This is a genomic window from Arcobacter peruensis, from assembly GCF_003711085.1.
Lineage (GTDB): Bacteria > Campylobacterota > Campylobacteria > Campylobacterales > Arcobacteraceae > Poseidonibacter > Poseidonibacter parvus.
The window spans coordinates 1,981,707-2,007,994 of the sequence record NZ_CP032363.1 but is presented as its reverse complement, the minus strand read 5'-3'; the positions used below and the strand labels follow the sequence as shown (position 1 = coordinate 2,007,994).

Sequence of the window (26,288 nt, the reverse complement as noted above, 5' to 3'; positions counted from 1 at the left end):
ATATATAGATATACTTATACTCTATTTTAAAAAGAAAAGGTAAGTATATGAAAAATCTAAGTTTAGAATATATTGATATTTTTGATGATAATAAAACAAAAAATTTAACTTTTTCAAAACACTTGATTAATCAAAAATTTAATGAAAATTCATTATTTGTAACTATCGTAAATGGAAAATCAATGCAAACTGTAATAAATGATAAAGCCCTTATAGTTTCAGATCTTTCAAATAAGACTTTAGAAGATAATGGAATATATTTACTATATTATGAAAATGAAATGTGGGTAAAACAATATGATTTAAAAAATAAAAACTTTATTTCAATAAATCCAGATTTTTCTCATTTAGTTTATAAAGAAAATGATATCAATCTGGTTGCTAAGGTATTAATTACCTTTACAAACTTATAAAGAGTCTAAATGAATATTCAAGAAAGATTTTTACTAAAAGCAATTGAAGATAAAAACTATATTTCATTTATGTATAAAAACAAAAAATATACAAAAGTTAAAGCTCTTAAGTTAATAACGGAAGATAAACACATCCTAAAAACGCAAGAAGGTAATTTTGAATTTGATTTAATAACTAAAATTATAATTTTAAAAGAAAGGTTTTAAGTCTTTAAGAGTATAATCCGAAAAAATTAAAGGAAAAAAATGAAAAAAATTATATTAGCATCAGCACTTACAATTACTACAATCTTTGCATTTGATATTGCAAGTACGGCAAAAACTGTTGGTGGTGCAATGGGAATTACAGCAGAAAGTATTGGAACAAAGTTAGCAGCAATGGTAAAAGAAAAAGCTCCAGCTACTGCTGCTCAAGCAAAAACATATTGTACGCAAGCATCTACTTATAAGTCATTTGTAGGAATTGCAGATGATGGTATGATGGCAAAAGCTATTGATATTTGTGCTGAAAAATCAAGTGAAGGTTTAGAAGGTGCAGTTAATGATGCAAAAGACGCAGCAACAACAGAAGCTGCAAAAGCTGCAACTTCAAACTCATCTTTAATGGGTACTGCTACAAAATTATTAGGAAACTAATCACTTTTTGTCAAACTCTTTTTTAGAGTTTGACACATAAAACTATTCACTCTATTATAATTCAAAGTACAAGCATATCGTACAAAATATACTAATAATCTATTTACAAATGAAGATAATAATGATAATATCCTTTTTACAAAGCAAAAAAAGGTTTTATCATGAAAAATAATTTTTATTTTATTTTTATTTTCTTAGCAACACAATTTACACTAAATGCACAAGATTTAAGAATAAGTGTCGAACAATTATCAAAAAATATTACAGACTACAAAATTGTTGATGTGAGAAACTATGAAGATTTTTCAATTAGTCATATAAAAAACTCTCTAAACTTTCCTGTTTCAAAAAGTTATGAAAATAAAAGAGTCGATGGTAAAATTGTTAATCCAAATAAAATGCAAAAAATAGTGCGAGAACTAGGCTTAAATATTGAGGATAATATTGTTATATATGATGATGGTGTTTTTTATGATGCTTCAAGAATATTTTGGACTTTAGAAGTTTATGGATTTAAAAATGTAAAATTACTTAATGGTGGTTTTGATACATGGGAAAAGAAAAAACTTCCTGTTTCTTCTGAAATACTTAAAGTTAAACCTAGTAAGTACATAGCTTCAATTAATAACAATAGATTATCTACAAAATTTACAACTCAAATTGCGACAAAGAATCCAAACCAAACTGTTATTGATGCAAGAGATTATAACTCTTATATAGGTAAAAGATCAGTGGCAAAAAGATTTGGTCACATACCAAATGCTATTCATATTCCAGCATATTCAAATTTAAAAAAAGAAAATAAATTATCAAAATTAAAAGAAACTACTACATTAAAAGAGTTATACAAAGATGTGAATAAAGATAAGAAAATTATAATATACTGTAAAATAGGAAGAGTTGCTTCTACTAACTATTTTGCATTAAGAGAACTAGGATACAACGTTTCTAATTATGATGCTTCATGGAGAGAATGGGGTAATGATATAAGTTTACCAATTATAAATAGATCTAAAGCACAAAAATAAATGTGGAATGGATTTAGAATAAAAACACAATTAATAGTCTTTATGACTATAATTGTAATTGTTGTGGAAGCTAGTACCTTATTTTTTATATTAAACGTTCAAAAAAAAGAGAATCAACAAAACGCAATTACTCAAACTAACGCAATTACTCAATCTTTAAATAATGACCTTCTAAATTTTATATTAAACCCAAATGCTGATATTTTATCTGATATAACATTTAGATTATCTGCATTTAAAGAAATAAGAGGAGTTATTCTTTATGATGGAAATAAAAAAGCAATTTTTCAATATGGAGATACGAAAGAATTAACAAAAAAACAATTATCTATTTTTGAAGAAGAGACAATATTTATAGATGAACACCTTTTTGTCAAAAAAGATATAACTGCTGATAATTATACTTTAGGTTTTGAATTGATTGATGTAGACTTATCATCTTTTAAACAAAAAGAAGAACAAATTACATATACAATACTTATAATATTTCCTTTTGCCCTACTTTTTGGATTTTTAATTAGTCTTTTTTTAAGTAAAAACTATACTAAACCTTTTATAGAACTATTAGATGCAATGAGAAAAAGTGACCCTACTAATAATAAAATTACTGCAGTTAGCACTAATGCAAATAACGAGATCAAAGAGCTATTTGATGGTTTTAATTTACAAATGAAACAAATAGAAAAGTCATCTAAAGAATTAAAATTCCAAGCTAATCATGACCAACTAACAAATATTTATAATCGTTTTTTTATGAAAGAGGAACTTCTAAATGCTTTAAAAAATGATAGTCCAAATATTAAAGGATACAACTACTTACTTATAAATCTAGATCAATTTAAACTAGTAAATGATTCAGCAGGATATCAAGCTGGGGATGAACTACTAAAAATGATAGTGACTCATTATCAAGCAATCTTACCAAAAGGTACTCCTTTTGCTAGGATTGATGGAGATACTTTTTCTGTACTTTTAAAAGATTCAAATGAAAAATTTGGAAAAAATTTTTTAAAAGAAAGTCTAAAAAGACTCCATGATTTTAGATTTTCATATAAAAGTGAAACATTTAGTGTATCGGCTTGTATCTCACTTGTATTTTTTAAACCTTTTGAATTTACTCTAAAAGAGCTTTTAAAAGCAAGTACAACTTCTCTTTATACAGCTAAACAAAAAGGACGAGGTAAATCACAAATCTTTGACCCAAGTGATGAAATTGCAAAAAGAGTATCCATGGAAATTGATACTGCAAAACTTATAAAAGAAGCGTTAGCAGATGGTCCAGCTAGATTTGAACTTTTTGCACAAGATATAGTTCCACTACAATATGATACAGATAAGATAAGTTATGAAATACTTATACGTATGTGGGATAAAGATAATAACTTCATACCACCTGATAGTTTTCTGCCAACAGCTGAAAGATATCAACTTATGGCAGATATTGATATGCATGTTCTATGGACATATCTTGAAACTGTTACAAAAGATAAAAACCATATAGAAAAGCTACACTCTGCACATATAAACTTAGCAGGTTCAAGTCTAAACAACCCAGACTTTCAAGCAAAAGTAAAAGAAGCTATTGAACATTTTGATTTTCCTTGGGATAAACTAGAATTAGAGATTACGGAGAGTTCAGCAATTGGTAATTTTAATATGGCAAATGAGTTTATAATATGGCTTAAAAAACAAAATATTGGACTTGCGTTAGATGATTTTGGAACAGGTATGGCTTCTTTTGAATATCTTAAAAGTTTACCATTTGATGTAGTAAAAATTGATGGAAGTTTTGTAAAAGATATGCATACAGATCCTATAGATAAAGCAGTGATAAAATACATTCAAGAAATTGCACAACTTAAGGGACAAGAAACTGTTGCTGAATATGTTGAAACAAAAGAAGATGTTGAAGAACTAAAAGCTATAGGAGTAACTTATGGACAAGGTTACTTCTTAGGAAAACCACGAGCTTTAAGCTCATGGCTTAATTAGAATAGGAAATATATATGACAACAACAAACTTAATGAATACAGCACTAAAACTTGCAAAACTAGATGCTATGCCTTATGATACAAATATTATAGTTGAAGGTAAAGATATAAAAAAAGTACTTATTGGTATTGATATGGAGACACCTGAATTACTTTTAGCACAACAAATGGGATATGATTGTGTAGTATCTCATCATCCAAAAGCAGACTCTTGTATAGTTGATTTTTCAAAAGTAATGGATGTGCAAATAGATAGAATGGTAAAATCTGGAGTTCCTATAAATAAAGCTCAAAAAGCATTAAAAAAGAAACAACAAAGCGTTGACTTAGGAAGTCATGCTTCAAATTATGACCGAGTTAGTTCTGCTGCAAGACTTATGAAAATGCCTTATTTAAATATTCATATTCCAGCTGATTTTATAACTGAAGAAATTGTTCAAACAAGACTTGATAAAGCTTTTGAAACTAAAGCAAAAACAAAACTAAAAGATATTATTGAAGAGTTAAATTCATGGGAATATTATGTAGGTAAAACTGCACAACCTGTTATTAGAGTTGGTTCAAATGAAGATTATGCAGGAAGAATAGAAGTATTAATGGCAGGTGGAACAAATGGTGGCGTTGATGTTTATAAATCATATTTTGAAGCAGGAGTTGGAACTATAATAGCTATGCACGTTCCAGAAGATGTAAAAAAAGCAGTACAAGAACAAAATATAGGAAATATAATAATAGCTCCTCATATGCCAAGCGATAGTATAGGTTTACTTGAAATTGTAAAAGCTTGGAGAAAAGAAGGTCTTGAAGTTACTTGTATGAGTGGGATTGTTGAGTAATAATCTTAAGATATTTTAATTTACTCCTCATCTAAAAAATAGCGAATAGATGCAAAACCAGCAGCTTTTGTATGCTTTATTTTCTCTATTTGCTCCTTAGTAATAATTCCTCCAAGTGCAATAATTTTAACATCATATTTACAAACTATTTGTTCTAAATTCTTTATACCTTTTGGCTTGCCTTTATTTGGTGTTTCAAAAATAGGTGAATATGTAATAAAGTCTACTTTTTCTTCAATTGCTTTTTTTATTTCTTCTTCATTATGACAAGAAATAATTACTTTTAAGCCTAATTTCTTTGCACTAGATATAAAATTTTGTTGCTTTGATGTTAAATGCACTCCTGTAACTTCTAGTTTTGAAGCTAATAAGTAGTCTGTATTTAAAAAGATATTTTCAATACCTTCTTTTTTTGCTTTTTTTATAAAAGCTTTTGCTTCTTCTTCAAAATTAACTGCATTTTTGTTTCTATAACAAACAAAATTAGCATCTTTAAAGCTTTTATAATTATAAGAAGGCTCACTAATTAAATATCTAATCAAACTGATGCCAAAAAGGTGTTCCTACTACTGGAGTAGATGGAGTTGCAAATTCTCTTTCTTGCATAACACCAGCTTCATACCCTAAACGTCCTGCACTTATTGCATGTTTAAAAGCTTCTGCCATTTTAACAGGGTCATGTGCTAGTGCAATTGCAGAGTTTAATAAAACTGCATCATAACCTAATTGCATTGCTTCAACTGCATCAGATGGCTTTCCAATACCTGCATCAATAATTAGTTGTAAATTTGGAAACTTCTTTCTTATAGCTTTTAAATTACTAGGATTCATCAAGCCTTGACCTGAACCAATAGGAGAGCCCCAAGGCATTAAAATATTACATCCAACATCTGCTAGTTTTGTTGCAACTACTAAATCATCTGTTGTATAGGGAAATACTTCAAAGCCTTCTTTTATTAAAACCTCAGCAGCTTTTACAGTTTCAAAAGGGTCTGGTTGCAGATTATATTGATCTCCAATTACTTCTAGTTTTATCCAGTTTGTACCAAATACCTCACGTGCCATTTGTGCAGTAGTAATTGCTTCTTTTGCGGAGTGTGAACCTGCCGTATTTGGTAATATTTCTAAGTTCATTTCTTTAATAATATTCCAAAAACTTTCACCTGCTTTATCACCTGCATTTTGTCGACGAAGTGATACAGTAACTATTTGAGCTTGGGAGATTTTAATAGACTCTTCCATATTTGAAGGTGAAGGATAAAGTGCTGAACCTATTAATAATCTACTATCAAGTTTTTTACCACCTATTTCCCACATATCAACCTCCAACCATTGGCGCTAGAATTTCTATTTTATCAGCATCATTTATTTTTGTTTCGTTATAGTTTTTTAAAGCTACAAATGTACCATTTAAAGCAACTGCAAAAGATTTGTCTTTATATTCTAAAACTTCTATCATTTCATTTATATTTATATCTTCTTTTACTTTTTGCTTTTCACCATTTACTATAATTTCTATCATTTATATATTCCTTCCTTTAATGCCTTTTCCACAATTGCAGGGGCTAATAAATATCCATGTCTATAAAGACCATTGATTCTTGTAAGTTTATGACTATTTTCTATTCTAGGTAAATTATCTTTAAATGCAGGACGACAATTAGTTTCTGTATTAACAACACGTGCTTCTCCAAAACTTGGATGAACTGTAAAAACAGCTGATAAAAGCTCTAAAGAAGAACGTACTGAAATAGGACTAGTATCTTCACTTTCAATTTCTGTTGCACCTACTATATAACGTATTGAACCCTTAGATTGTGTGATTTTACAATCACTACAATATTCTAAATCAATTCCTTCACAGCCTTTTTGCCTTGGTACTATATAGATTTTATATCTTGGGTGAAGTAATCTTGTTGGTCTTGTGATATTAATATCATTTGATTCTAACCATAAAACCTCACCTCTCACTCCTCTTAAATCTTTAAAATGTTCTTTAGCTCCTAAACCTCTTGAATCAAAAACCCAATCAAACTCTTCTTTTTTATTCTCAATATAGACACTACCTTCTTCAATTTTATCAACTTCAGTAAAATCTTTCCATATTACATTAGGATGATTTTGCAAATAGTTAGTAGAAAATGATATAAAACGTTGTGAATCTACTTGACCTTCATTTTTAATATAAAAGGATTTATTATAGTTATTTAATTCAGGCTCAAGCTCTTTTAACTCTTCTTTATTTATAAAATCAATCTCTTTGGCTTCTTTTACTTTATTTTTAAGAGTAGCTATAAAATGTTCAAGTTCATTTAAATCTTGTGGATGTGAGGTTATAATTGTTCCTGCTAATTGAAAACCATCATATACTCCTACTTTTTTTAGTAAGTCTGGCCATAAAGCAATAGAACGAACTCCTAAATCAAAAATTATTGATTCAGCAGTTTCAAGTTCAGCAAAAGGTGCTAACATTCCAGCTGCTGTAAAACCAGCTGCTTTAACACCATCTTTACCATGTTTATCAAATAAAGTTAAGTTATGACCATCTTTTAATAGATTAAGTGCTAAAACTCTACCTACTAAACCTGTACCTACTATTGCTATATTCATATTTTCATTTTTTAATTTATTATTCTTTCGCTTCAACATAAACTTCACTTCCACTTTCTTTAAAGACTTGAGACATTTTATTCATACCTTCTTTTTTGGCATCTTCAACGCTTAATTCTTTATCATCAGCATAATCTCTAACTTCTTGTGAAATTTTCATAGAACAAAACTTTGGTCCACACATAGAACAAAAATGTGCTACTTTTGCAGATTCAGCAGGTAGTTCTACATCATGATATTCTCGTGCACGTTCTGGATCAAGTCCAATATTAAACTGGTCAACCCATCTAAACTCGAATCGTGCTAATGACATTGCATCATCACGTGCTCTTGCACCTGGATGTCCTTTTGCAATATCTGCGGCATGGGCTGCTATTTTATAAGTAATTAATCCTTCTTTTACGTCATCACGATTTGGAAGTCCTAAGTGCTCTTTTGGTGTTACATAACATAACATCGCACAACCATACCAACCAATCATAGCAGCTCCAATACCTGATGTAATGTGATCATAACCTGGTGCAATATCAGTTGTTAGTGGGCCTAAAGTATAAAAAGGTGCTTCATCACACCATTCAAGTTGTTTTTCCATATTTTCTTTAATCATGTGCATTGGTACATGACCAGGTCCCTCTATAAGTGTTTGAACATCATGTTTCCAAGCAATTTTTGTTAATCTTCCTAACTCTTTTAGTTCTGCAAACTGTGCTTCATCATTAGCATCAGCAGTAGAACCTGGACGTAAACCATCGCCTAGAGAGAATGTTACATCATATGTTTTCATAATTTCACAAATATCTTCAAAGTGTGTATTTAAAAAGTTTTCTTCATGATGGGCAATCATCCATTTTGCCATAATAGCACCACCACGACTTACTATTCCGGTAACTCGTTTTGCAGTCATTGGTACATGATGAAGAAGTAGTCCTGCGTGAATTGTAAAGTAATCTACACCTTGTTCTGCTTGCTCAATTAATGTATCTCTAAATACTTCCCAAGTAAGGTCTTCTGCAACACCATTTACTTTTTCAAGAGCTTGATAAATTGGTACCGTTCCAATAGGTACAGGAGAATTTCGTAAAATCCAATCTCTAGTAGTATGAATATTTTTGCCAGTAGATAAATCCATAACCGTATCGCCACCCCATCTAGTTGACCATACCATTTTCTCTACTTCTTCTGCAATAGATGAAGATGTAGCTGAGTTACCGATATTTGCATTTACTTTTACTAAAAAGTTTCTTCCTATAATCATAGGTTCAACTTCGGGGTGGTTAATATTACAAGGAATTACAGCTCGTCCACGTGCTACTTCATCTCTTACGAATTCGGCTGTAATTTCATTTGGTAAATTTGCACCAAAGTTATTACCTTTTAATCTTTCTTCTCTTTCAGGGTCACTTAAATAGTTTTCACTCATTGCTCTGTCTTGATTTTCTCTAATTGCAATAAATTCCATTTCTGGTGTAATAATACCTTGACGTGCATAATGTAATTGAGAAACATTTTGCCCTTTTTTAGCACGTAATGGTGTTCGAACTAGCCCTAGTGAACCAGCTGTTGCTTTTTCTAATTGTTCATCTGATTTATAACCATTATCCTTAGGTGCAACAATACGACCTTCGTATTCTTCAACTTCTCTCTTTGTTATCCAATCTTTTCTAATTGGAGAAATTCCTTTTGTTACATCAATATCAACTGTTGTATCTGTATATACACCTGATGTATCATAAACACGAAGTTTGTGTTCATTTGCTAGAAGAATCTCTCTCATTGGAACTTTAATTTCAGGATGTATTGTCCCTGAAAGATAAACTTTAGTTGAAGCGGGTAATGGCTCTGTAGTAATTATATCGTTTGAGTTTTCTATAGTGTTAGTTTTAATAGTCATTTGTTTTCCTTTATTTTTTTAAATAAAGAGAAAATGTATAAAAAATGGTACGACAGCGAGAGCTATCATGATAATTTGTACTTTTCTCTTCCTTACGCTGGCATTATCCAGTTCAAGTTCAGCGGGATAAGTATAAAACTATCTCAGCCTTGCGGCACCCCGAGAGTGTTGACGCAATGATTGTATATTAAATAGGATAAATTTAATCTTAATTTTAATACAATAATTTTAATGATTAAAAGTGAGGACAAAGAATGAAAGAAAAGTTAAATGCACTCGGTGGACCTCTAGAACCTTGTAGTGTAAATCCATTAACAGGATTTTACCGTGACGGCTGTTGTTTTTCAGGAAAAGAAAATGATGGTATTCATGCTGTTTGTATTTATGCAACCGAAGAGTTTTTAGAGTATTCTAAAAAAGCAGGTAATGATTTATCAACTCCTATTCCTGAGTATAACTTTCCAGGTGTAAAACCAGGTGAGAGCTGGTGTTTAGGTGGATATAGTTTTGTAAAAGCTCATATGGAAGGGAAAGCTCCTAAAATATTTATTCACTCTACTCATGAACGTATTTTAGAGCTTATTGATTTAGAGACTTTGAAGTCTTATGCAGTAGATTTATAAAAGGAATGAAAATGAACAATAAAAAAAGATTACATATGCATATAACAGTGGATAACTTAGAAGAAAGTATACATTTTTATAATACACAGTTTGATGCAAAACCTACAAAAGTTAAAAAAGATTATGCACAATGGTTACTAGAAGATATGGCAGTAAACTTTGCAATCTCTACAAAAGGTGAGCAAAAAGGTCTTAATCATTTAGGAGTTCAGTACGAAAGCGATGAAGCACTAGCTACTGCTCAAAAAAGTTTTGAAGATGCTGGAATAAAAGGTAAAGAAGAAGCTGGAGCAATCTGCTGTTATAAAGAATCAAATAAATACTGGGTAAATGACCCAAGTGGACTAATCTGGGAAAACTACCACTCAATGTCTGATGTAGAAGTTTATGGAGACAATGAACATAGTGAATGCTGTACTCCAACTTTTAATGATGATAAAAAGAAAGCAGCTTTTTCTATTGCTAATCCTAACAACGGTTGTTGTTAGGATAAAGTCGAAATTTGACAAAAAAATATAAATATCTTATAATACTTTTAAAAGTACTATTAAGGATACTATAATGGTAATAAATGCAAATGAAATAAAAACAAAAGGTGTTTCAATATTTTCAACACTTCTTGATAAATTTGATGAACTTATTATAAATGTTAGAGGAAAAAATAAATTTGTTGTTATTGATATTGAAAGATACAAAGAACTAAGAGCAAATGAACTTGATTTAGCATACTTAAAAACTATGCAAGATATAGAAAAAGGTAATTATAAAACTCAAAGTGCAAAAGAGCATATTGAAGAATTAAAAAATGAGTTATAAACTACTAATAAGTGATGAGTACAAAAAGAAACTAAAGAAGTTTTTCAAGAAACATCCTGATATGTTAGATAGATATGCAAAATGTATCTTTATACTAGAACAAGATCCTTACCATCCAAGTCTAAGACTTCATAAACTAAAAGGTAAACTATCTGATTTTCATTCTATTTCAATAAATATGGAATATAGAGTTATTATAGATTTTATTATTAGAGATGATGAGATAATTCCAGTGGATATTCGGACACATGATGATGTTTACTAACTCATTTGTTCATTTAAAATTTTAATTAGAACTTCTTCTTTTATATTTGGCGTTTCGGTTTTAGAGTATATTTTTAATAAATATAGATTTTCATCTTTATCTATGTAATAATAGATAATTCTAAAAACACCACTCTTTCCAACTTTTGAAGATGAGTTCTCTAATCTAATTTTATATAAATCTGACGTAAGTTCAATACCAGCTTTTGGGTTTTCATTTAAAACTTCATTTAGTGTTTTTAAATCACTAGGAAGCTTTTTATTCTTTTTATATAATTTTTTAGCATCTTTTTTAAAAGATTCTAAACTAATTATTTTCAAGTTCATTTATCAAATCTTCTAAAGTATCTTCTTTTTTATTATTAGAAATACTTGTCTTTAACTCTTTTACCGAAGTTTCAAATTCATTATAAAAAATATTTTCTTTTTGAATCTCAACGTAAGACTTGATAGCTTCAATGATAACTTCACTTCTATTAACAGAATATGTTTTTGTAAACTCATCTATCTCATCAAGTAAATACTTAGTAACTCTTAATCCTACTTGTTGTTTTTATAAAACTCTAAAAATGATTCTTCAGTTAAAGGCTCTGAAACTAAATATCCTTGATATTCATTAATACCAATTTCATTTAATAATTTTAACTGTTCATTCTCTTCTATTCCTTCTGCAACAACATCGAAACCCATATTATTAGCTAAAAGATATATTCCTTGAATCAATTTTAAATATTTATCTTTACTATGCGATAATAGTCCATCAATAAGTAATTTATCAATTTTAATCTTATGAAGATTATTAATTCTTGTCAAGTATTCTAGTTTAGTACTTCCCGTTCCAAAGTCATCAATTGAAATCTTAATATTTTTGTTTAATTCTTCTAGTCTATAATTTACATCTATATTTTCATCTTTATTCCAAGATTCTAATAATTCTATACTTAATAATTTACTTAAATCTTCATCTATATTATTATTTATAAATAAAGGAAAGACTTGATTTGATGCAAATGAGGGTGTGATGTTAATAGATAAATCAAAAGAACTATTAATTAATCTATTATTATTCCATTTTTTCAGTACATCACACGCCATTTCAATCACTTGCTTATCTAAACTATCATTTAAGCCATTTTCATTAATAATAAATAAAAATTCATCTGGATAATAAGTTTTTACTTCTTCTGAATTTATATTTTCTTTCAACCTAACTAATGCTTCAGCTCCAACAACTTTTTTTGATTTGTCAAATTTTGGCTGGAAATATAACTCAAGAAAACATCTAGTGTTAACTCCACCATTAAATAAATTGATAATTTTTTCATTTAATACAGGCTCTTCTTCAATATCTTTCTCATGCAATACTAATGCACAGTCATATTCAATTTGTTCAAATTTTAAACAAAAGTCAACAATTGATTTATACTCTTCTGATATACTAAAATCATAATAAATATCAAATCTTTTAACTCTTGTACCTCTCGAGTTTATAATCATTTTATCAGCATATTCAATTGCTTTTAATAATTCTTCATAATGATATTTTTTGAATATTACCGCAACATTGATTTTTGAATATTTGATTTTAACATTATGAATAAATTTTTTTATATTCATAATTAGTGAATCTATGATGTCATTATAAGCAGCAGAAATTGCCACTTCTGCTCTAGAAAGAGCATTTATCTTCTTTTCATCAGAAGTAGCTTCTGTGTAATCTACCATTGCTCTTGAAAAATATCTATATTCATTTAAAACTATTGTTTTAAATGTATTTTCTGCTTGTTGGCTTAGCTTATATAGTTCTTCTAACTTATTGTATTTAGAAGATATTTCTAAACTTTTATTAGATATTAAATTACCACTCATTAATATGATAATTCTTTATTCTCTAAAAACCAATCACGCTCAGATTTTGTATTGAAGTCTGTATAATTATTTTTAGTGAACTTACCAACAATCTCATCCATTTGCAGTAACATATTATTTCTTACTTTTTCTTTTGAGATTTTAGTACTTGTTTCTTGGGCAATTGAATTTTTTGACTTTATTTCTTTCCAAAGATCACTTTTTAACATAACTTTTCCTATTCTAATATCTTGTAATTATATTTGAATAACTAATTTAATTATATAATTATTAAAATAAAATTCGTGTATTATAACTAAAGTTACTTTATAGTAACTTAATTTAAGTTTTGCTTAAATATCTTCCAGCCAAATACCCACTAGCCCACGCAAACTGCAGATTAAACCCACCCCTATTTCCAACGATATCTAAAACCTCTCCTGCAAAGTACAAGTTTTTACACTTCTTACTTTCATAAGTTTTATTATCTACCTCATCAGTACGAACTCCACCACCACTAGCTTCTGCATGTCCAAAGCCTTGAGTATCTGTGATTTTTAGTTTCCATTGGTTTAATTGATATGAAATTGCTTTAATTTGTTTTGCGTTTACTTGTCCTGCTTTTGCTTCACTATCTACTTTACATATTTCTAGTAAAACTGGTGCTATTTTATTTGATATCATTCCTGTTAAGATATCTAAGGCTTTTTGATTTGGTGTTGTTTTAAACAAGCTTTGAATTTGGTCGCTTAAGTCATTTCTATTGATTTTTGGGAAGAAATTAACTGCTATTTTTACATCTTGATAAAGACTTAGATTATATGCAGCTACTTGAGAGATATCTAATATTGCAAAACCTGAAACACCATATTTTGTAAATAGTACATCTCCAAATATTTCTTGTTCAAGCTGTCCGTTTATATATAGTGATACATTACACTCTTTTTTAACTCCTTGCATACGAGAGTGATAATTTACATCTGTATGAAGTCCTACAAGTGAGGGATATGTTGGGTTGAAGCTGTGTTCAAATTTTGAAGCAAAGTCTAAACCTGATTCATTTGCATTAAGTTGTGGTGCTGCTCCTAGACCATTTGAGATTAAAACTTTATCATAATCTTTATATTCTTGTATCTGTGTTTTTATATTAAATTTGTTTTCAATTTTTTCAATATCTGAAATTAAAGATTCTAAATAAATATTAACACCTAAAGAATCAAGTGCTAAGTCTAAAAGCTTTGTAACAGATTTGGCTTCATTTGATAAAGGATATACTTTATTTGTCTCTTTTATATCTAATAGCAGTCCTATACTTTTACAAAACTTTTCAAAATCTTTAAATGTAAACTCTTTTAAAGCATAAGAAGTAAAATCGGGATTCTCTCCCAAATAGTTTTTGTGCGTTACTTGACTATTTGAGATATTACATCTTCCATTTCCACTTGCAAGTATTTTTTTTCCAATACCTTTATTTGCATCAAATAAATCAATTTGTATGTTTTTGTTTAATCTTTTAGCTGTTATTGCTGCTATTATTCCAGCAGCACCAGCTCCAATTATTGCTATTTTCAATTTATGCCTTAGTAAAATACTGCAAGCCATATAGTTGGCTGCGTTTGATTTGTGTATTTTACCCTATGTTTTGTAAAAGCTTTTATATTTACGTAATCACCTTCATTTAAAATAAGCTCACTATTTTCATATTCTAAAACTGCATTACCTTTTAATATTAAGACAAACTCGTTTTCTTCTTGTTCGTACCAAAAGTTTACTGGTGAGCTTTGTCCATTTGAGACAATTTTTTCTATTTTGATATTATCACTTTTAAGTAATTCAAAAAACTGCTCTTGTTTTTTATCTATTATAATATTTTCAAATACGTTTTTTTTCATATTTTTTAACCTTTTATTCTTTTGAAGTATAACCTTTTTATACAAAAAAGTTAATTATTAATCTATACTATTTTAATCAACTATTAATATTTTAAACTTTTTTTCACAAATTTTAAAATTCTTTGTTTTTTAATCATGATTAATATAAAAAGTTTATATATTATCAAAAAGTACCATATATTAGAGCTTATATAGACTTTATAAAATAATAAAATTCTTCTTTTATTTAAATAATTTAATAAATACAAGTATTTTAATAGGCTTTATTTAATTAAATATGATTAAATCACTTGACATTAAAATAAAAAAATTCTATAATTTCACCATAAATAAAAAACAAAAAAGGAATTACACAATGCAAAACGAAACAATTGCAGTTCACGGGGGCTATAATAAAAAAGAAGGTTATGGTTCAATGGCTGTACCAATTACTCAAACTACTGCATATGCCTTTAGAGATTCAGAACATGCAGCAAATTTATTTGCTTTAAAAGAATTAGGACCAATTTACACAAGATTAAATAATCCTACAACAGATGTATTAGAGCAAAGATTTGCACAACTTGAAGGTGGAGCTGCTGCTTTATGTGTATCAAGTGGACAATCTGCAATTTTCTATGCAATTGCAAATGTTGCAAGTGCTGGAGATAATATTTTAATTTCAGACAAATTATATGGTGGAGCTGTTACTTTATTAACTCATACTATAAAAAGATTTGGTATTGAAGCAAAAATATTTAGAAGTGAAGATGCAAGCGATTTAGAAGAGCAAATCGATGAAGATACAAAAGCAATTTTCTTTGAATCATTATCAAACCCACAAATCGCAATTGCTGATGTAGAAAAGATTGTTGAAGTTGGACAAAGAAATGGTGTATTAACAATTTGTGATAATACAGTTGCAAGTGCTGCACTATTTAATCCAATTAAATGGGGAGTTGATGTTGTAGTTCATTCAACTTCAAAATATACAAATGGTCAAGGTACAGCAATTGGTGGAATTATTGTTGAAAGAGATGGCTTGAGCGAATTCTTTAAAGCAAATGAAAATAGATATTCAGATTTTACAACTCCTGATGCTTCTTATCATGGTTTAGTTTATACAGATGTTCCTCTTCCAAACTTTTGTTTAAGAGCTAGATTATCGTTATTAAGAGATATTGGAGCAGTTCAATCACCTCATAATTCATGGTTACTAATTCAAACATTAGAAACACTTGCTTTAAGAGTTGATAAACATTCTGATAATGCTTTAGAAATTGCAGAGTTTTTAGAAGCACATCCAAAAGTAAAAGCAGTGAATTATCCAGGTTTAAAATCTGATAAATATTATGATAAAGCTCAAAAATACTTCAAAGGTGGAAAAGCTTCAGGATTAATTTCATTTGATGTTGAAAGTTTTGAAGAAGCAAGAAGAGTAATTGATAGTGCTAAGTTATTTTCAGTTGTTGTAAATATTGGAGATAGTAAATCACTAATTGTTCATCCAGCATCTACAACTCATTCACAAATGAGCCCTGAAGAACTTGAGAAAGCAGGAGTTAATCCTGTAACAATCAGACTTTCTATTGGTTTAGAAAATACAGAAGATTTAAAAGCTGATTTAGAGCAAGCGTTAAATTAAGGTTTAATGATATGCCATTAATTTCAACAAAAGGTGTATATGGTTTAACAGCCATGTACGAACTTGGTAAACATGATAGACAATCTCCTATGCAAATTAAAGAGATTTCATCAAATGCCAATATTCCTCAAAATTACTTAGAACAACTTTTAAGTAAATTAAGACGAGCACAACTTGTAAAAAGTATAAGAGGTGCAAAGGGAGGATATATTCTTGCGCGAGAACCTGAAGAAATCAAGGTTGTTGACATTTTAATTGCACTTGAAGGTGATATTAAAATAGTTGATGTAAAAGCGAAGAATCCGATTTTGAACATTTTCTTTGATGAATCAAAGGAACAAATGAAAAAGATTTTTGATTTGAATCTATCTAATTTAGATGATTATCAAGACAAATACAACGAATTTTTACATTACAGTATATAAAGGAATTTAAAATGAAATATGCAGCAAATATAACAGAATTAATAGGTAACACACCTCTTGTAAAATTACAAAGAGCAAGTGAAGAAAGTCAAGCAACAGTTTTAGGAAAGTGTGAGTTTATGAACCCATCACATTCTGTAAAAGATAGAATTGGAACAAATATGATTAATACTGCTTTAGAGCAAGGTTTAATCAATAAAGAAACAACAGTAATTGAACCAACATCTGGAAATACAGGTATTGCATTAGCAAGTGTTTGTGCAGCTTTAGGAATTAAGTTAATTCTTACTATGCCTTCATCTATGAGTATTGAAAGAAGAAGATTATTAAAAGCATTAGGTGCTGATTTAGTATTAACAGAGCCTGAAAAAGGAATGAAAGGTGCTATTGATAAAGCAGTTGAATTAAGTGAAAAAACAGAAAATTCATTTATTCCTCAACAATTTGGAAACTTAGCAAACCCAGAAATTCATAGAAAAACAACTGCACAAGAAATTCTTGCAGATACAGATGGAAAAATTGATATTTTCATTGCAGCAATTGGTACAGGTGGAACAATTACAGGTGTTGGTGAAATTTTAAAGCAAAATAATCCTAATGTTCAAATTATTGCAGTTGAACCTGAAGCATCACCTGTATTAAGTGGTGGAAAACCAGGTCCTCATAAAATTCAAGGTATTGGTGCTGGATTTGTTCCTGATGTTTTAAATACTGAAGTTTATGATGAAGTTATTCAAGTATCAAATGAAGACGCAATAGCTAGTTCTAGAAGTATTGCAAAAGAAGAAGGACTATTAATTGGTATTTCTGCTGGTGCAAACGCACATATTGCAAAACAAGTAGCTGCAAGACCTGAAAACAAAGGTAAAACAATTGTAACTATTTTATGTGATACAGGTGAAAGATATTTAAGTTCAGGATTATATGATTATGACGAAGAGTAAAACTCTTCGTTCTCATATAATAAATAATATATGAGGAAAAAATAAATGCAAGAAAAAGCTTACAGATCAGTTGTTAAGACAATATCATGGCGAACAATTGGAACACTAGATACAATAATCATCTCATATTTTATTACTGGTAACTTAGCAATGGCAGCCTCAATTGGTTCAATAGAATTATTTACAAAAATGGCTTTATACTATTTTCACGAACGTGCATGGAATAAAATTGATTTAGGTAGAGTAAAACCAACAGCAAATGATTATCAAATATAAGGTAAAGAATGAGTAAAGAATTAGCGGAACAATTAAATGAAGAATTAAAAAATAAATCTACACAAGAAATAGTAGGGTATTTTTTAGAACATTATAAATATAGCAGTGCTTTAAGTTCAAGTTTAGCAGCAGAAGACCAAGTCTTGACAGATATCATTTTAAAAAAATATAAAGACGCTAAAATTTTCACTTTAGATACAGGTAGACTTCATCCAGAAACTTATGATGTAATGGATGCGACGAACCTAAAATATAACATTAAGATGGATGTATATTTTCCAAATGAAACAGATGTTCAAGAACTTTATAAAACACAAGGTGTAAATGGTCAATATGAAAGTATTGAAAAAAGAAAAACATGCTGTGGTATAAGAAAAGTTGAACCTCTTAAACGTGCTTTAAAAGATCTTGATATTTGGTTTACTGGAGTAAGAGCAGCTCAAAGTGTAACAAGAACAGATATGAAACTTGTTGAGTATGATGAGGCTTTTGGATTAATTAAAGTAAATGCAATAATACATTGGAGTGAAGAAGATGTGTGGAATTATATAAAAGAAAATAAAGTTCCATACAATAAACTTCATGACAAAGGATTCCCAAGTATCGGATGTGCTCCATGTACAAGAGCTGTAAAAGAAGGTGAAGATATTAGAGCTGGACGATGGTGGTGGGAAAACCCAGAACACAAAGAGTGTGGACTACACAAAAAATAAACCTTATTTAAATAAGATATAAAAAGATGATTTCAAACTTTTAATTTGAGTGATTCGTAAATTAATGGAGAAGAATAAAGATGGAAATAAGTCAAGAACGATTAACGCATTTAAAACAGCTAGAAGCTGAATCAATGCATATAATGAAAGAGGTAGTAGCAGAGTTTTCAAACCCTGGTATGCTTTATAGTGTAGGGAAAGATTCTTCTGTAATGTTACACATTTTACAAAAAGCTTTCTACCCAGCACCACCACCATTACCTTTAATGCATGTAGATACTAAATGGAAATTTAAAGAGATGATTGAATTTAGAGATAGACGTGCTAAAGAAGTAGGAATGGAACTTATTACATATTCAAATCCTAAAGGAATTGAAATGGGTATCTCTCCTTTTGAACATGGTTCTTCTGTTCATACAGATATTATGAAAACAGAAGGATTAAAAAATGCTTTAAATATGCAGAAGTTTGATGCAGTATTTGGAGGAGCAAGAAGAGATGAAGAAAAGTCTCGTGCAAAAGAGAGAATCTATTCATTCAGAGATAAAAACCATAGATGGGATCCAAAAAACCAAAGACCAGAACTTTGGAATGTTTATAATGGAAGACATACTAAAGGTGAATCAATTAGAGTATTCCCAATTTCAAACTGGACAGAATTAGATATTTGGCAATATATTTATTTAGAAAATATTGATATTCCAGATTTATACTTCTCAAAAGAGAGAGAAGTAGTAGAGTATATGGGTACAAAAATCATGGTAGATGATGACAGAATGCCTGAAGAGTTACGAAAAACAGCTAAAAAAGAAATGGTAAGATTTAGAACTCTTGGATGTTATCCTTTAACAGGTGCAGTTGAGAGTGAAGCTACAACATTACCTGAAATTATTCAAGAAATGCTTGTATGTACAACAAGTGAAAGACAAGGTAGACTAATTGACTCAGATAGTGATGCGTCAATGGAGAAAAAGAAACAAGAAGGGTATTTTTAAGATGGCACATCAATCAGATTTAATAGAAAAAGATATAGAACAATATTTAAAAGAGCATGAGAATAAAGAGATTTGTAGATTTATTACTTGTGGTAGTGTAGATGATGGTAAAAGTACTTTAATAGGACGTCTTCTTTATGATTCAAAAATGATCTTTGAAGATCAATTAGCAGCTATTGAAAAAGATTCTAAAAAATCAGGTACTACTGGTGATAAAATAGATTTAGCACTTTTAGTTGATGGATTAGCAAGTGAACGAGAACAAGGTATTACTATTGATGTTGCTTATAGATTCTTCTCAACTGAAAGAAGAAAGTTTATCATAGCAGATACTCCAGGTCATGAACAATATACTAGAAATATGGCAACTGGTGCTAGTACTGCTGATATTGCTATTATTTTAATAGATGCAAGACAAGGTATTTTAACTCAAACAAAAAGACACTCTTATATTGCTTCATTATTAGGTATTAAAAACCTTGTTGTTGCTATTAATAAAATGGATTTAGTTGATTTTAGCCAAGATGTATTTGAAAGTATTAAAAGTGATTATAAAGAAATTATTCCAAATCTTCCTCACAATGAAGATTTAAATATTGAATTTATTCCTATTTCTGCTTTAGATGGTGATAATATCTTAACTAATTCACCAAAAGCACCTTGGTATAAAGATAAACCTTTAATGGAATTACTTGATACTATTTCAATACATGAAAAAGAGAATAACTCGTTTAGATTACCAGTTCAATACGTTGTACGTCCTCACTTAAACTTTAGAGGATTCTCTGGAACGATTGCAAGTGGAAGTGTTAGTGTTGGTGATGAGATTACTGTATTACCATCAGGAAAAACATCTAAAGTAAAATCAATAGTATCAAATGAGATTAAAGATTTAAGACCAATTGGTAAAGATGAAACAGTAGAAACAATTCCTAAAGCATTTGCTCCAATGGCTACAACTATTACACTTGAAGATGAAATTGATATTAGTAGAGGTGATATGATTGTTAAATCTACTGATATTCCAGAAGTATCAAATCATTTATCAGCAATGGTAGTATGGATGGATGAAGCACCTTTAGAGTTAAACCAAAATTATATAATTAAAAGAGCAACATCTGTATTAAATGGTGCTTTTAATTCAATTGAGTTTAAAAAGAATATTAATACATTTGAAGAAATAGATGCCAAAAAGCTAGAGTTAAATGATATTGCACAAGTTACAGTATCACTAGATAGAGAAATAGCAGTAGATCCATATCATGAAAACAGATATACAGGAAGTTTTATAATTATTGATAAGTATACTAACTCAACTGTAGGTGCTGGTATGATTGTAAGCTCATGTGAAGGTGCTGCAAAACTTGAAGATGAAAAAGTTTACACTCAAGCTGAGATTGAACTAAATGCATTTATTAGAAAAAATTATCCTCAGTGGGATTGTAAGGCAATATAATGTCAAATAATTTAGCTTTAAATATAGAACATATCAAAAAAGAAAAGGATGGATTAGATGTCTTAAGTGACATCTATATCTATGCTGTTCTAGGTGAAAAAGTTTCGCAAAAAGATTTAATTAGATTTCAATGGTATGGAATTTATCAACAAACAGATGATTCAAACTATTTTAGAATTGTAATTCCTCTTCCTTTAGGAGAATTGAATGTTGAACAATTAAAAACTTTAGCATCAATTTCAAAAGAGTATGCAAGAAATTCATTAGATATAAATCATGGCCAAAAAATAGAATTTAAATGGTTAAAAATGCATGACTTACCTCATATTTTTAATCTTTTACATAATGTAAATCTAAATACAATTTTTGAAGCTGGACATACTGTAAGAAGTATTATTACATGTCCTATAAATACTGTTGATTGTAAGCAATTAATTGATGTAAGTTCAATTGCAGCAAAAATCAATCAATCATTTATTGGAAATAAAAAATTCTCTAACCTACCTAATAAATTCCAAATGGCAATAAGTGGATGTAAAGAAGGATGTAATTTAAAAGAAATTCCTGATGTAAATTTTGATGCCTATTCATATAAAAGTAATAAAGTTTTATTTTCTGTAAAAATTATAGGTGAACATATAGGCTATATTACACCTTCTCAGGTTATTCAGACATCAAAAGCTATTGCAAATATTTATAAAGAATATGGGAATAGAACAGATATTAATAAAAGTAGTTTTTCATCACTAGTAAATTCATGGGGTCTTAGAGAATTTAATAATATTTTAAATTCATCTATAAATTTTAATCTAAAAGATATCATTTTAGAAGAGGATAATGTAGCTACAAAAGGCGAACACTTTGGTATAAATAAAAGTATTGTTGAAGGTGAAAGTTATGTAGGATTCAAAATTAAATCTTTAGCTCTAAGTTCAAATGATTTTTCTAGCCTTGCTAAAATTCTTGAAAAGCATGATGCATCAAAAATAAAATTAACAAACCAAGGTAATATTATTATATTAGATGCACCAACAAATAATGCTAATGACTTAGCAAACGATTTAAAAAAAGTAAATTTTAATCCTTTTATTTAATATTGAGTGAAATAATGAACAACAAAGTTTTCAAACCATTTTTAAATACAAATACAAATACTCTTGATTTTATACGATACAACACTATTGGAAAAAATAAAAAAGAGTATTTTGACTATACGGCAACGGGATTAGCTTTTAGACAAATAGAAAATAGAATACATGATGTTCTTGAAACTTATGCAAATACTCACTCAAAAGAGTCATCAAATGCAGATACTACGAGTAATTATTATGAAATGGCAAGAATAAATTTAGCAAAAAGTTTAGAACTTTCTGAAGATTTTGTAATACTTCCAAATGGCTGTGGAACAACTGCTGCTATTAAACATTTTCAAGAACTTATGGGATTATATATTCCACCTGCAACTAAAAAAAGATACGCTATTAACGTTGATAAGTCTAAATTACCTTTAGTAATAGTTGGACCTTATGAGCACCATTCAAATGAAGTTTCATTCAGAGAAGCTTTTTGCGAAATTCAAAGAATAGATTTATGTGAATGTGGATTAATAGATTTAGAACATTTAAAACAAGTTTTAGAAAAGAATAAAAATAGAGAAATAATAGCTTCATTTTGTATTGCCTCAAATGTAACTGGAATTATTACAAAATATGAAGAAATTTCAAAACTTTTAAGATCATATAATGCAGTAGTTTGCTTTGATGCAGCAGCTTCTTCTCCATATATAAATGTACCTTCACATCTTTATGATGCAATGTTTATGTCTCCTCATAAGCTTCTTGGAGGTCCTGGTTCTTGTGGACTTTTAGTAATAAGAAAATCTTTAATTGATACTAGCTTAGCTCCGTCATTTGCAGGTGGAGGAACAGTGAAATATGTAAATAAACAAAAACAAGTTTATCAAGATGATGTACAAATAAGAGAAGATGCAGGAACACCTGGAATTTTACAACTAATACGAGCTAGTTTAGCATATCAATTAAGAAATGAAATAGGTTTCGATTTTATAAAAGAAAGAAAAGAAAAACTAAAAAAAATATTTTTAGATGGTCTTTTAGAAATTCCAACATGTGAAATTTATGGAAATAAACAAGAAGACAATATAGGAATCATCTCTTTTAATATTCAAAATCATGACCCTTATGAACTATGCTCAAAACTTTCTTCTACAAAGGGTTTTCAAACAAGAGCAGGATGTTCATGTGCCGGACCTTATGGACATGACTTATTAGGAATTAATGACTTAGAAAATGAAGAAAACCCAGGATGGATTAGAATTTCAATACATTATTCACAAAGTGAAGAAGAAATCAAAGAGTTATTAAAATCTATTAAACAAATTGTTAACTAATCTTAACTTTTTGTTTAAAATTCATTAATCATTGTAGTATATAATTTCTTTATGAATTTCATAACATTTATATCAGTATTTGTTTAAATTTTTTAAATTTCAAACATACTTTATAAAACAAAATTGATTGATAAACTTGATTTCAGAACAAGAAGTAAACTGTTATCTTAGCATTGTTTATATACAAATTTTTTTAGTGTCCTCCTAACTACACTAGCTAGATACAACCCAGCTGTCCCAAACTGGGTATACTTTCTCCTTTCCCTTCCAAAAGAGATAATTTTTTATACATATTAACAATTTTTTAAATTATCTCTTTTTATTAGTTTGTTACAAAAGCAAAGCTTGTAACAATAGTTATAAATTCAATTGCAATTACTATTATATAATCTTTAATATTTTCCATTTTTTCTCCTTTTTATAGGAGAAAAAACTCTCCTATTATTTTTTTATTTTTATTAATTTTTGCCTAATCCTAAATATCTTCATATCGGACATATAAACCCTTTTGTCTAAAAATTTTGTAAAAAAAAAGGGATGTGCTAAAAAGCACATCCCTTTTAAAAATAGATAAATCTAATTTCTAATCAGCGAATTTCACTTTTTTAGCAGTTCTTTTTCTAACATTTGGATCTAAATCTCTTTTTCTAACTCTAACATTAATTGGAGTTACTTCAACAAGCTCATCTTCTTCAATCCACTCTAGTGCATTTTCTAAAGACATAACTCTTGGTGGAATAAGCTTAATAGCTTCATCTGCACCAGAAGATCTAACGTTTGATTGTTGCTTAGCTTTGATTGGATTTACATCTAAATCGTTTGCTTTTGCATGTTGACCAATAACCATTCCGTTATAAATCTTATCTTGAGGTTTGATATACATAATTCCTCTATCTTGTAAGTTGAAGATTGAATAACCAACAGCTTCACCATTTTCCATAGAAACTAATGCTCCATATTTTCTAGATTCAACAGTACCTGAATGAGGTCTGAATTCTAAGAATGAGTGGTTCATAACACCCTCACCTTTAGTTTCAGTTAAAAACTCAGTTCTAATACCGATTAAACCACGTGCTGGAATTTCAAACTCTAATCTTGTATAACCTGAACCCATTGGTACCATGTTAGTCATGTTAGCTTTTCTTTTTCCTAGTTTTTCAATAATTGCACCTGAGAACTCATCTGGTGTATCAATTACTAAATGCTCAAATGGCTCCATTTTAACACCATCAATTTCTTTAACGATTACTTCAGGTCTTCCAATTGAGAATTCGAAACCTTCTCTTCTCATGTTTTCAGCAAGGATACAAATTTGTAATTCCCCTCTTCCGTTAACTTTAAATTTACCTTCACCAATTTGCTCATAATTCATAGCAATATTAGTATTCATTTCAGCAGTAAGTCTTTCATCAATTTTATTTGAAGTTACAAACTTACCTTCAGTTCCAGCTAATGGAGAATCATTTACTGCAAAAGTAACAGATAATGTAGGCTCTTCAATATGCATAGGATCTAATGGCATTGGATTTGCAGGGTCACAAAGTGAATCTCCAACATCAATAGTTTCAAAACCAGCAACAGCAACAATGTCACCTGTACCAGCAGTTTTAATATCAAATCTATCAACACCTTTGAAACCAATAAGTTTAGTAACTCTACCTTTGATTTTTTCACCATCAGCTTTAACTAAAGTTACAGTTTCACCCATAGAAATCGTACCATTAAAGATTCTAGCAATACCAATTTTACCAATGAAGTTGTCATAATCAAGTGTAAATACTTGTAACTGAAGACCATTTTCATCGTTACCTTTTGGTTTTGGAACTTCTTCTAAAATTGTTGTAAATAATGGAATTAGATTATCACTTGGATCTTCTAAGTTAAGTTTTGCATATCCATCTCTAGCAGCTGCATAAACAACTGGGAATTCTAATTGCTCTTCTGTAGCACCCATTTGATCAAACAGGTCAAATACTTCATCAACAACTCTATCTGCATCAGCACCTGGCTTATCAATTTTGTTAATAACAACAATTGGTCTATGACCTAATTGTAAAGCTTTCTTAACAACGAATTTTGTTTGAGGCATAGTACCTTCTTGAGCATCTACTAATAAAAGTACACAGTCAACCATTTTAAGTACACGTTCAACTTCTCCACCAAAGTCAGCATGGCCTGGTGTGTCAATAATGTTAATTCTAACACCTTCGTAATCAACAGCAGTATTTTTAGAAAGAATTGTAATTCCTCTTTCTTTTTCAATATCATTACTATCCATAACTCTGTCTTCTACTTCTTGGTGTGCAGTAAAAGTACCTGATTGTTTTAATAATTCATCTACTAATGTAGTTTTACCGTGGTCAACGTGTGCGATAACCGCAATATTTCTAATATCTCTCATTGGATCTCTTTATTATAAGGTTTAGAAAAAAATTCATTGTAAAAAAAACTTTTTCTATTAATTTCGCGGATTATACTAAAAGTTTGCTTAATTTAAGCTAGATTTCTAACTTTTGTTACAATTTGTTTACAAACAAGCAAATATATCTTATATAATAATTAAAGTTTTAAGTATTTATTAGGTTAAAACCTAATA

The 26,288-nt window shown here is 29.2% G+C and carries 30 protein-coding genes and 1 riboswitch; of the genes, 19 read left to right on the top strand and 11 right to left on the bottom strand.

Features of this window, described 5'->3' with window-relative positions; all coding sequences use genetic code 11:
- The first annotated feature begins 47 nt into the window (after positions 1-47).
- From D3Z07_RS10110 to D3Z07_RS10085, 6 genes are all read left to right on the top strand, one after another.
- Positions 48-413 carry a S24 family peptidase gene (locus tag D3Z07_RS10110; protein ID WP_122893804.1) on the top strand — a complete coding sequence of 122 codons (366 nt, stop codon included), beginning with the start codon at positions 48-50 and terminating at the stop codon, positions 411-413.
- A 9-nt stretch (positions 414-422) separates the two neighbouring features.
- The gene (locus tag D3Z07_RS10105; protein WP_076089070.1) at positions 423-620 is read left to right on the top strand and encodes a hypothetical protein; all 198 of its coding nucleotides are present in this window, start codon (positions 423-425) and stop codon (positions 618-620) included.
- A gap of 39 nt (positions 621-659) precedes the next feature.
- A complete protein-coding gene (locus D3Z07_RS10100) occupies positions 660-1,049 on the top strand; it encodes a hypothetical protein (protein ID WP_076089072.1) in 390 nt (129 codons plus the stop codon).
- Positions 1,050-1,210: 161 nt separating this feature from the next.
- Positions 1,211-2,077: a sulfurtransferase gene (locus tag D3Z07_RS10095; RefSeq protein WP_122893803.1), complete on the top strand. Its 867-nt coding sequence runs from the start codon at positions 1,211-1,213 to the stop codon at positions 2,075-2,077.
- Positions 2,078-4,069, top strand: a complete 1,992-nt coding sequence (locus tag D3Z07_RS10090; RefSeq protein ID WP_122893802.1) for a bifunctional diguanylate cyclase/phosphodiesterase — start codon at positions 2,078-2,080, stop codon at positions 4,067-4,069. It abuts the gene before it with no gap.
- A 14-nt stretch (positions 4,070-4,083) separates the two neighbouring features.
- A complete protein-coding gene (locus D3Z07_RS10085) occupies positions 4,084-4,905 on the top strand; it encodes a hypothetical protein (RefSeq protein ID WP_122893801.1) in 822 nt (273 codons plus the stop codon).
- Between the two features lie 20 nt (positions 4,906-4,925).
- On the opposite strand, the gene D3Z07_RS10080 is transcribed toward D3Z07_RS10085, so the two are convergent.
- The 5 genes from D3Z07_RS10080 to thiC are packed head-to-tail and all read right to left on the bottom strand — an operon-like array spanning position 4,926 to position 9,406.
- A complete protein-coding gene (locus D3Z07_RS10080; RefSeq protein ID WP_122893800.1) occupies positions 4,926-5,447 on the bottom strand; it encodes a thiamine phosphate synthase in 522 nt (173 codons plus the stop codon).
- Complete coding sequence (locus D3Z07_RS10075) at positions 5,440-6,222, bottom strand: thiazole synthase (RefSeq protein WP_122893799.1); 783 nt, start codon at positions 6,220-6,222, stop codon at positions 5,440-5,442. Before D3Z07_RS10075 ends, D3Z07_RS10080 begins: the two co-directional genes overlap by 8 nt.
- Position 6,223: 1 nt before the next feature.
- Positions 6,224-6,427 (bottom strand): sulfur carrier protein ThiS, encoded by a 204-nt coding sequence (thiS, locus tag D3Z07_RS10070; protein WP_122893798.1) that lies wholly within the window; start codon positions 6,425-6,427, stop codon positions 6,224-6,226.
- Entirely contained in the window at positions 6,424-7,515 is a 1,092-nt protein-coding gene (locus D3Z07_RS10065) for an FAD-dependent oxidoreductase (protein WP_076089389.1), read from the bottom strand. The genes thiS and D3Z07_RS10065 overlap by 4 nt, the downstream gene beginning before the upstream one ends.
- 19 nt (positions 7,516-7,534) lie before the next feature.
- Entirely contained in the window at positions 7,535-9,406 is a 1,872-nt protein-coding gene (gene thiC / locus D3Z07_RS10060) for a phosphomethylpyrimidine synthase ThiC (protein WP_076089084.1), read from the bottom strand.
- Positions 9,407-9,478: 72 nt separating this feature from the next.
- Positions 9,479-9,578, bottom strand: a riboswitch (TPP riboswitch).
- An 82-nt stretch (positions 9,579-9,660) separates the two neighbouring features.
- Between thiC and D3Z07_RS10055 the strand changes: the two genes are divergently transcribed.
- The 4 genes from D3Z07_RS10055 (at position 9,661) to D3Z07_RS10040 (ending at position 11,110) form a co-directional block, all read left to right on the top strand.
- On the top strand, positions 9,661-10,029 hold the full coding sequence (locus D3Z07_RS10055) for a DUF2237 family protein (RefSeq protein ID WP_076089086.1): 369 nt from the start codon (positions 9,661-9,663) through the stop codon (positions 10,027-10,029).
- 11 nt (positions 10,030-10,040) lie between these two features.
- Positions 10,041-10,517, top strand: a complete 477-nt coding sequence (locus D3Z07_RS10050) for an ArsI/CadI family heavy metal resistance metalloenzyme (protein ID WP_122893797.1) — start codon at positions 10,041-10,043, stop codon at positions 10,515-10,517.
- A gap of 73 nt (positions 10,518-10,590) precedes the next feature.
- Positions 10,591-10,845: a type II toxin-antitoxin system prevent-host-death family antitoxin gene (locus D3Z07_RS10045; RefSeq protein WP_076089090.1), complete on the top strand. Its 255-nt coding sequence runs from the start codon at positions 10,591-10,593 to the stop codon at positions 10,843-10,845.
- Complete coding sequence (locus tag D3Z07_RS10040) at positions 10,835-11,110, top strand: type II toxin-antitoxin system RelE/ParE family toxin (RefSeq protein WP_076089092.1); 276 nt, start codon at positions 10,835-10,837, stop codon at positions 11,108-11,110. The genes D3Z07_RS10045 and D3Z07_RS10040 overlap by 11 nt, the downstream gene beginning before the upstream one ends.
- On the opposite strand, the gene D3Z07_RS10035 is transcribed toward D3Z07_RS10040, so the two are convergent.
- The 5 genes from D3Z07_RS10035 to D3Z07_RS10015 form a co-directional block, all read right to left on the bottom strand.
- On the bottom strand, positions 11,107-11,436 hold the full coding sequence (locus D3Z07_RS10035; protein ID WP_122893796.1) for a hypothetical protein: 330 nt from the start codon (positions 11,434-11,436) through the stop codon (positions 11,107-11,109). The two genes, D3Z07_RS10040 and D3Z07_RS10035, sit on opposite strands and share 4 nt — an antisense overlap.
- 213 nt (positions 11,437-11,649) lie before the next feature.
- Positions 11,650-12,978 carry an EAL domain-containing protein gene (locus tag D3Z07_RS10030; protein WP_122893795.1) on the bottom strand — a complete coding sequence of 443 codons (1,329 nt, stop codon included), beginning with the start codon at positions 12,976-12,978 and terminating at the stop codon, positions 11,650-11,652.
- On the bottom strand, positions 12,978-13,187 hold the full coding sequence (locus tag D3Z07_RS10025; protein ID WP_122893794.1) for a hypothetical protein: 210 nt from the start codon (positions 13,185-13,187) through the stop codon (positions 12,978-12,980). The genes D3Z07_RS10030 and D3Z07_RS10025 overlap by 1 nt, the downstream gene beginning before the upstream one ends.
- Before the next feature lie 112 nt (positions 13,188-13,299).
- Positions 13,300-14,529 (bottom strand): BaiN/RdsA family NAD(P)/FAD-dependent oxidoreductase, encoded by a 1,230-nt coding sequence (locus tag D3Z07_RS10020; RefSeq protein WP_122893793.1) that lies wholly within the window; start codon positions 14,527-14,529, stop codon positions 13,300-13,302.
- 8 nt (positions 14,530-14,537) lie between these two features.
- Positions 14,538-14,849 (bottom strand): cupin domain-containing protein, encoded by a 312-nt coding sequence (locus D3Z07_RS10015; protein WP_076089104.1) that lies wholly within the window; start codon positions 14,847-14,849, stop codon positions 14,538-14,540.
- Between the two features lie 355 nt (positions 14,850-15,204).
- Between D3Z07_RS10015 and D3Z07_RS10010 the strand changes: the two genes are divergently transcribed.
- The 9 genes from D3Z07_RS10010 to D3Z07_RS09970 all read left to right on the top strand — a co-directional run bounded on the left by D3Z07_RS10010 (position 15,205) and on the right by D3Z07_RS09970 (position 23,692).
- On the top strand, positions 15,205-16,473 hold the full coding sequence (locus tag D3Z07_RS10010; RefSeq protein ID WP_122893792.1) for an O-acetylhomoserine aminocarboxypropyltransferase/cysteine synthase family protein: 1,269 nt from the start codon (positions 15,205-15,207) through the stop codon (positions 16,471-16,473).
- Positions 16,474-16,484: 11 nt separating this feature from the next.
- Entirely contained in the window at positions 16,485-16,898 is a 414-nt protein-coding gene (locus D3Z07_RS10005; protein ID WP_076089108.1) for an RrF2 family transcriptional regulator, read from the top strand.
- An 11-nt stretch (positions 16,899-16,909) separates the two neighbouring features.
- Positions 16,910-17,842: a cysteine synthase A gene (gene cysK / locus D3Z07_RS10000; RefSeq protein WP_076089110.1), complete on the top strand. Its 933-nt coding sequence runs from the start codon at positions 16,910-16,912 to the stop codon at positions 17,840-17,842.
- 45 nt (positions 17,843-17,887) lie between these two features.
- Positions 17,888-18,118 (top strand): DUF2061 domain-containing protein, encoded by a 231-nt coding sequence (locus tag D3Z07_RS09995; RefSeq protein WP_076089112.1) that lies wholly within the window; start codon positions 17,888-17,890, stop codon positions 18,116-18,118.
- An 8-nt stretch (positions 18,119-18,126) separates the two neighbouring features.
- The gene (locus D3Z07_RS09990) at positions 18,127-18,831 is read left to right on the top strand and encodes a phosphoadenylyl-sulfate reductase (protein WP_076089114.1); all 705 of its coding nucleotides are present in this window, start codon (positions 18,127-18,129) and stop codon (positions 18,829-18,831) included.
- 80 nt (positions 18,832-18,911) lie between these two features.
- Positions 18,912-19,826 carry a sulfate adenylyltransferase subunit CysD gene (gene cysD, locus D3Z07_RS09985; RefSeq protein WP_122893791.1) on the top strand — a complete coding sequence of 305 codons (915 nt, stop codon included), beginning with the start codon at positions 18,912-18,914 and terminating at the stop codon, positions 19,824-19,826.
- 1 nt (position 19,827) lies between these two features.
- Complete coding sequence (gene cysN, locus D3Z07_RS09980; RefSeq protein WP_122893790.1) at positions 19,828-21,282, top strand: sulfate adenylyltransferase subunit CysN; 1,455 nt, start codon at positions 19,828-19,830, stop codon at positions 21,280-21,282.
- Complete coding sequence (locus tag D3Z07_RS09975; RefSeq protein WP_122893789.1) at positions 21,282-22,376, top strand: sulfite reductase; 1,095 nt, start codon at positions 21,282-21,284, stop codon at positions 22,374-22,376. Before cysN ends, D3Z07_RS09975 begins: the two co-directional genes overlap by 1 nt.
- 14 nt (positions 22,377-22,390) lie before the next feature.
- Entirely contained in the window at positions 22,391-23,692 is a 1,302-nt protein-coding gene (locus D3Z07_RS09970) for an aminotransferase class V-fold PLP-dependent enzyme (RefSeq protein WP_122894217.1), read from the top strand.
- A 583-nt stretch (positions 23,693-24,275) separates the two neighbouring features.
- Here D3Z07_RS09970 and typA read toward each other — a convergent pair.
- Positions 24,276-26,093 (bottom strand): translational GTPase TypA, encoded by a 1,818-nt coding sequence (gene typA, locus D3Z07_RS09965; protein ID WP_076089124.1) that lies wholly within the window; start codon positions 26,091-26,093, stop codon positions 24,276-24,278.
- Positions 26,094-26,288 lie beyond the last annotated feature (195 nt).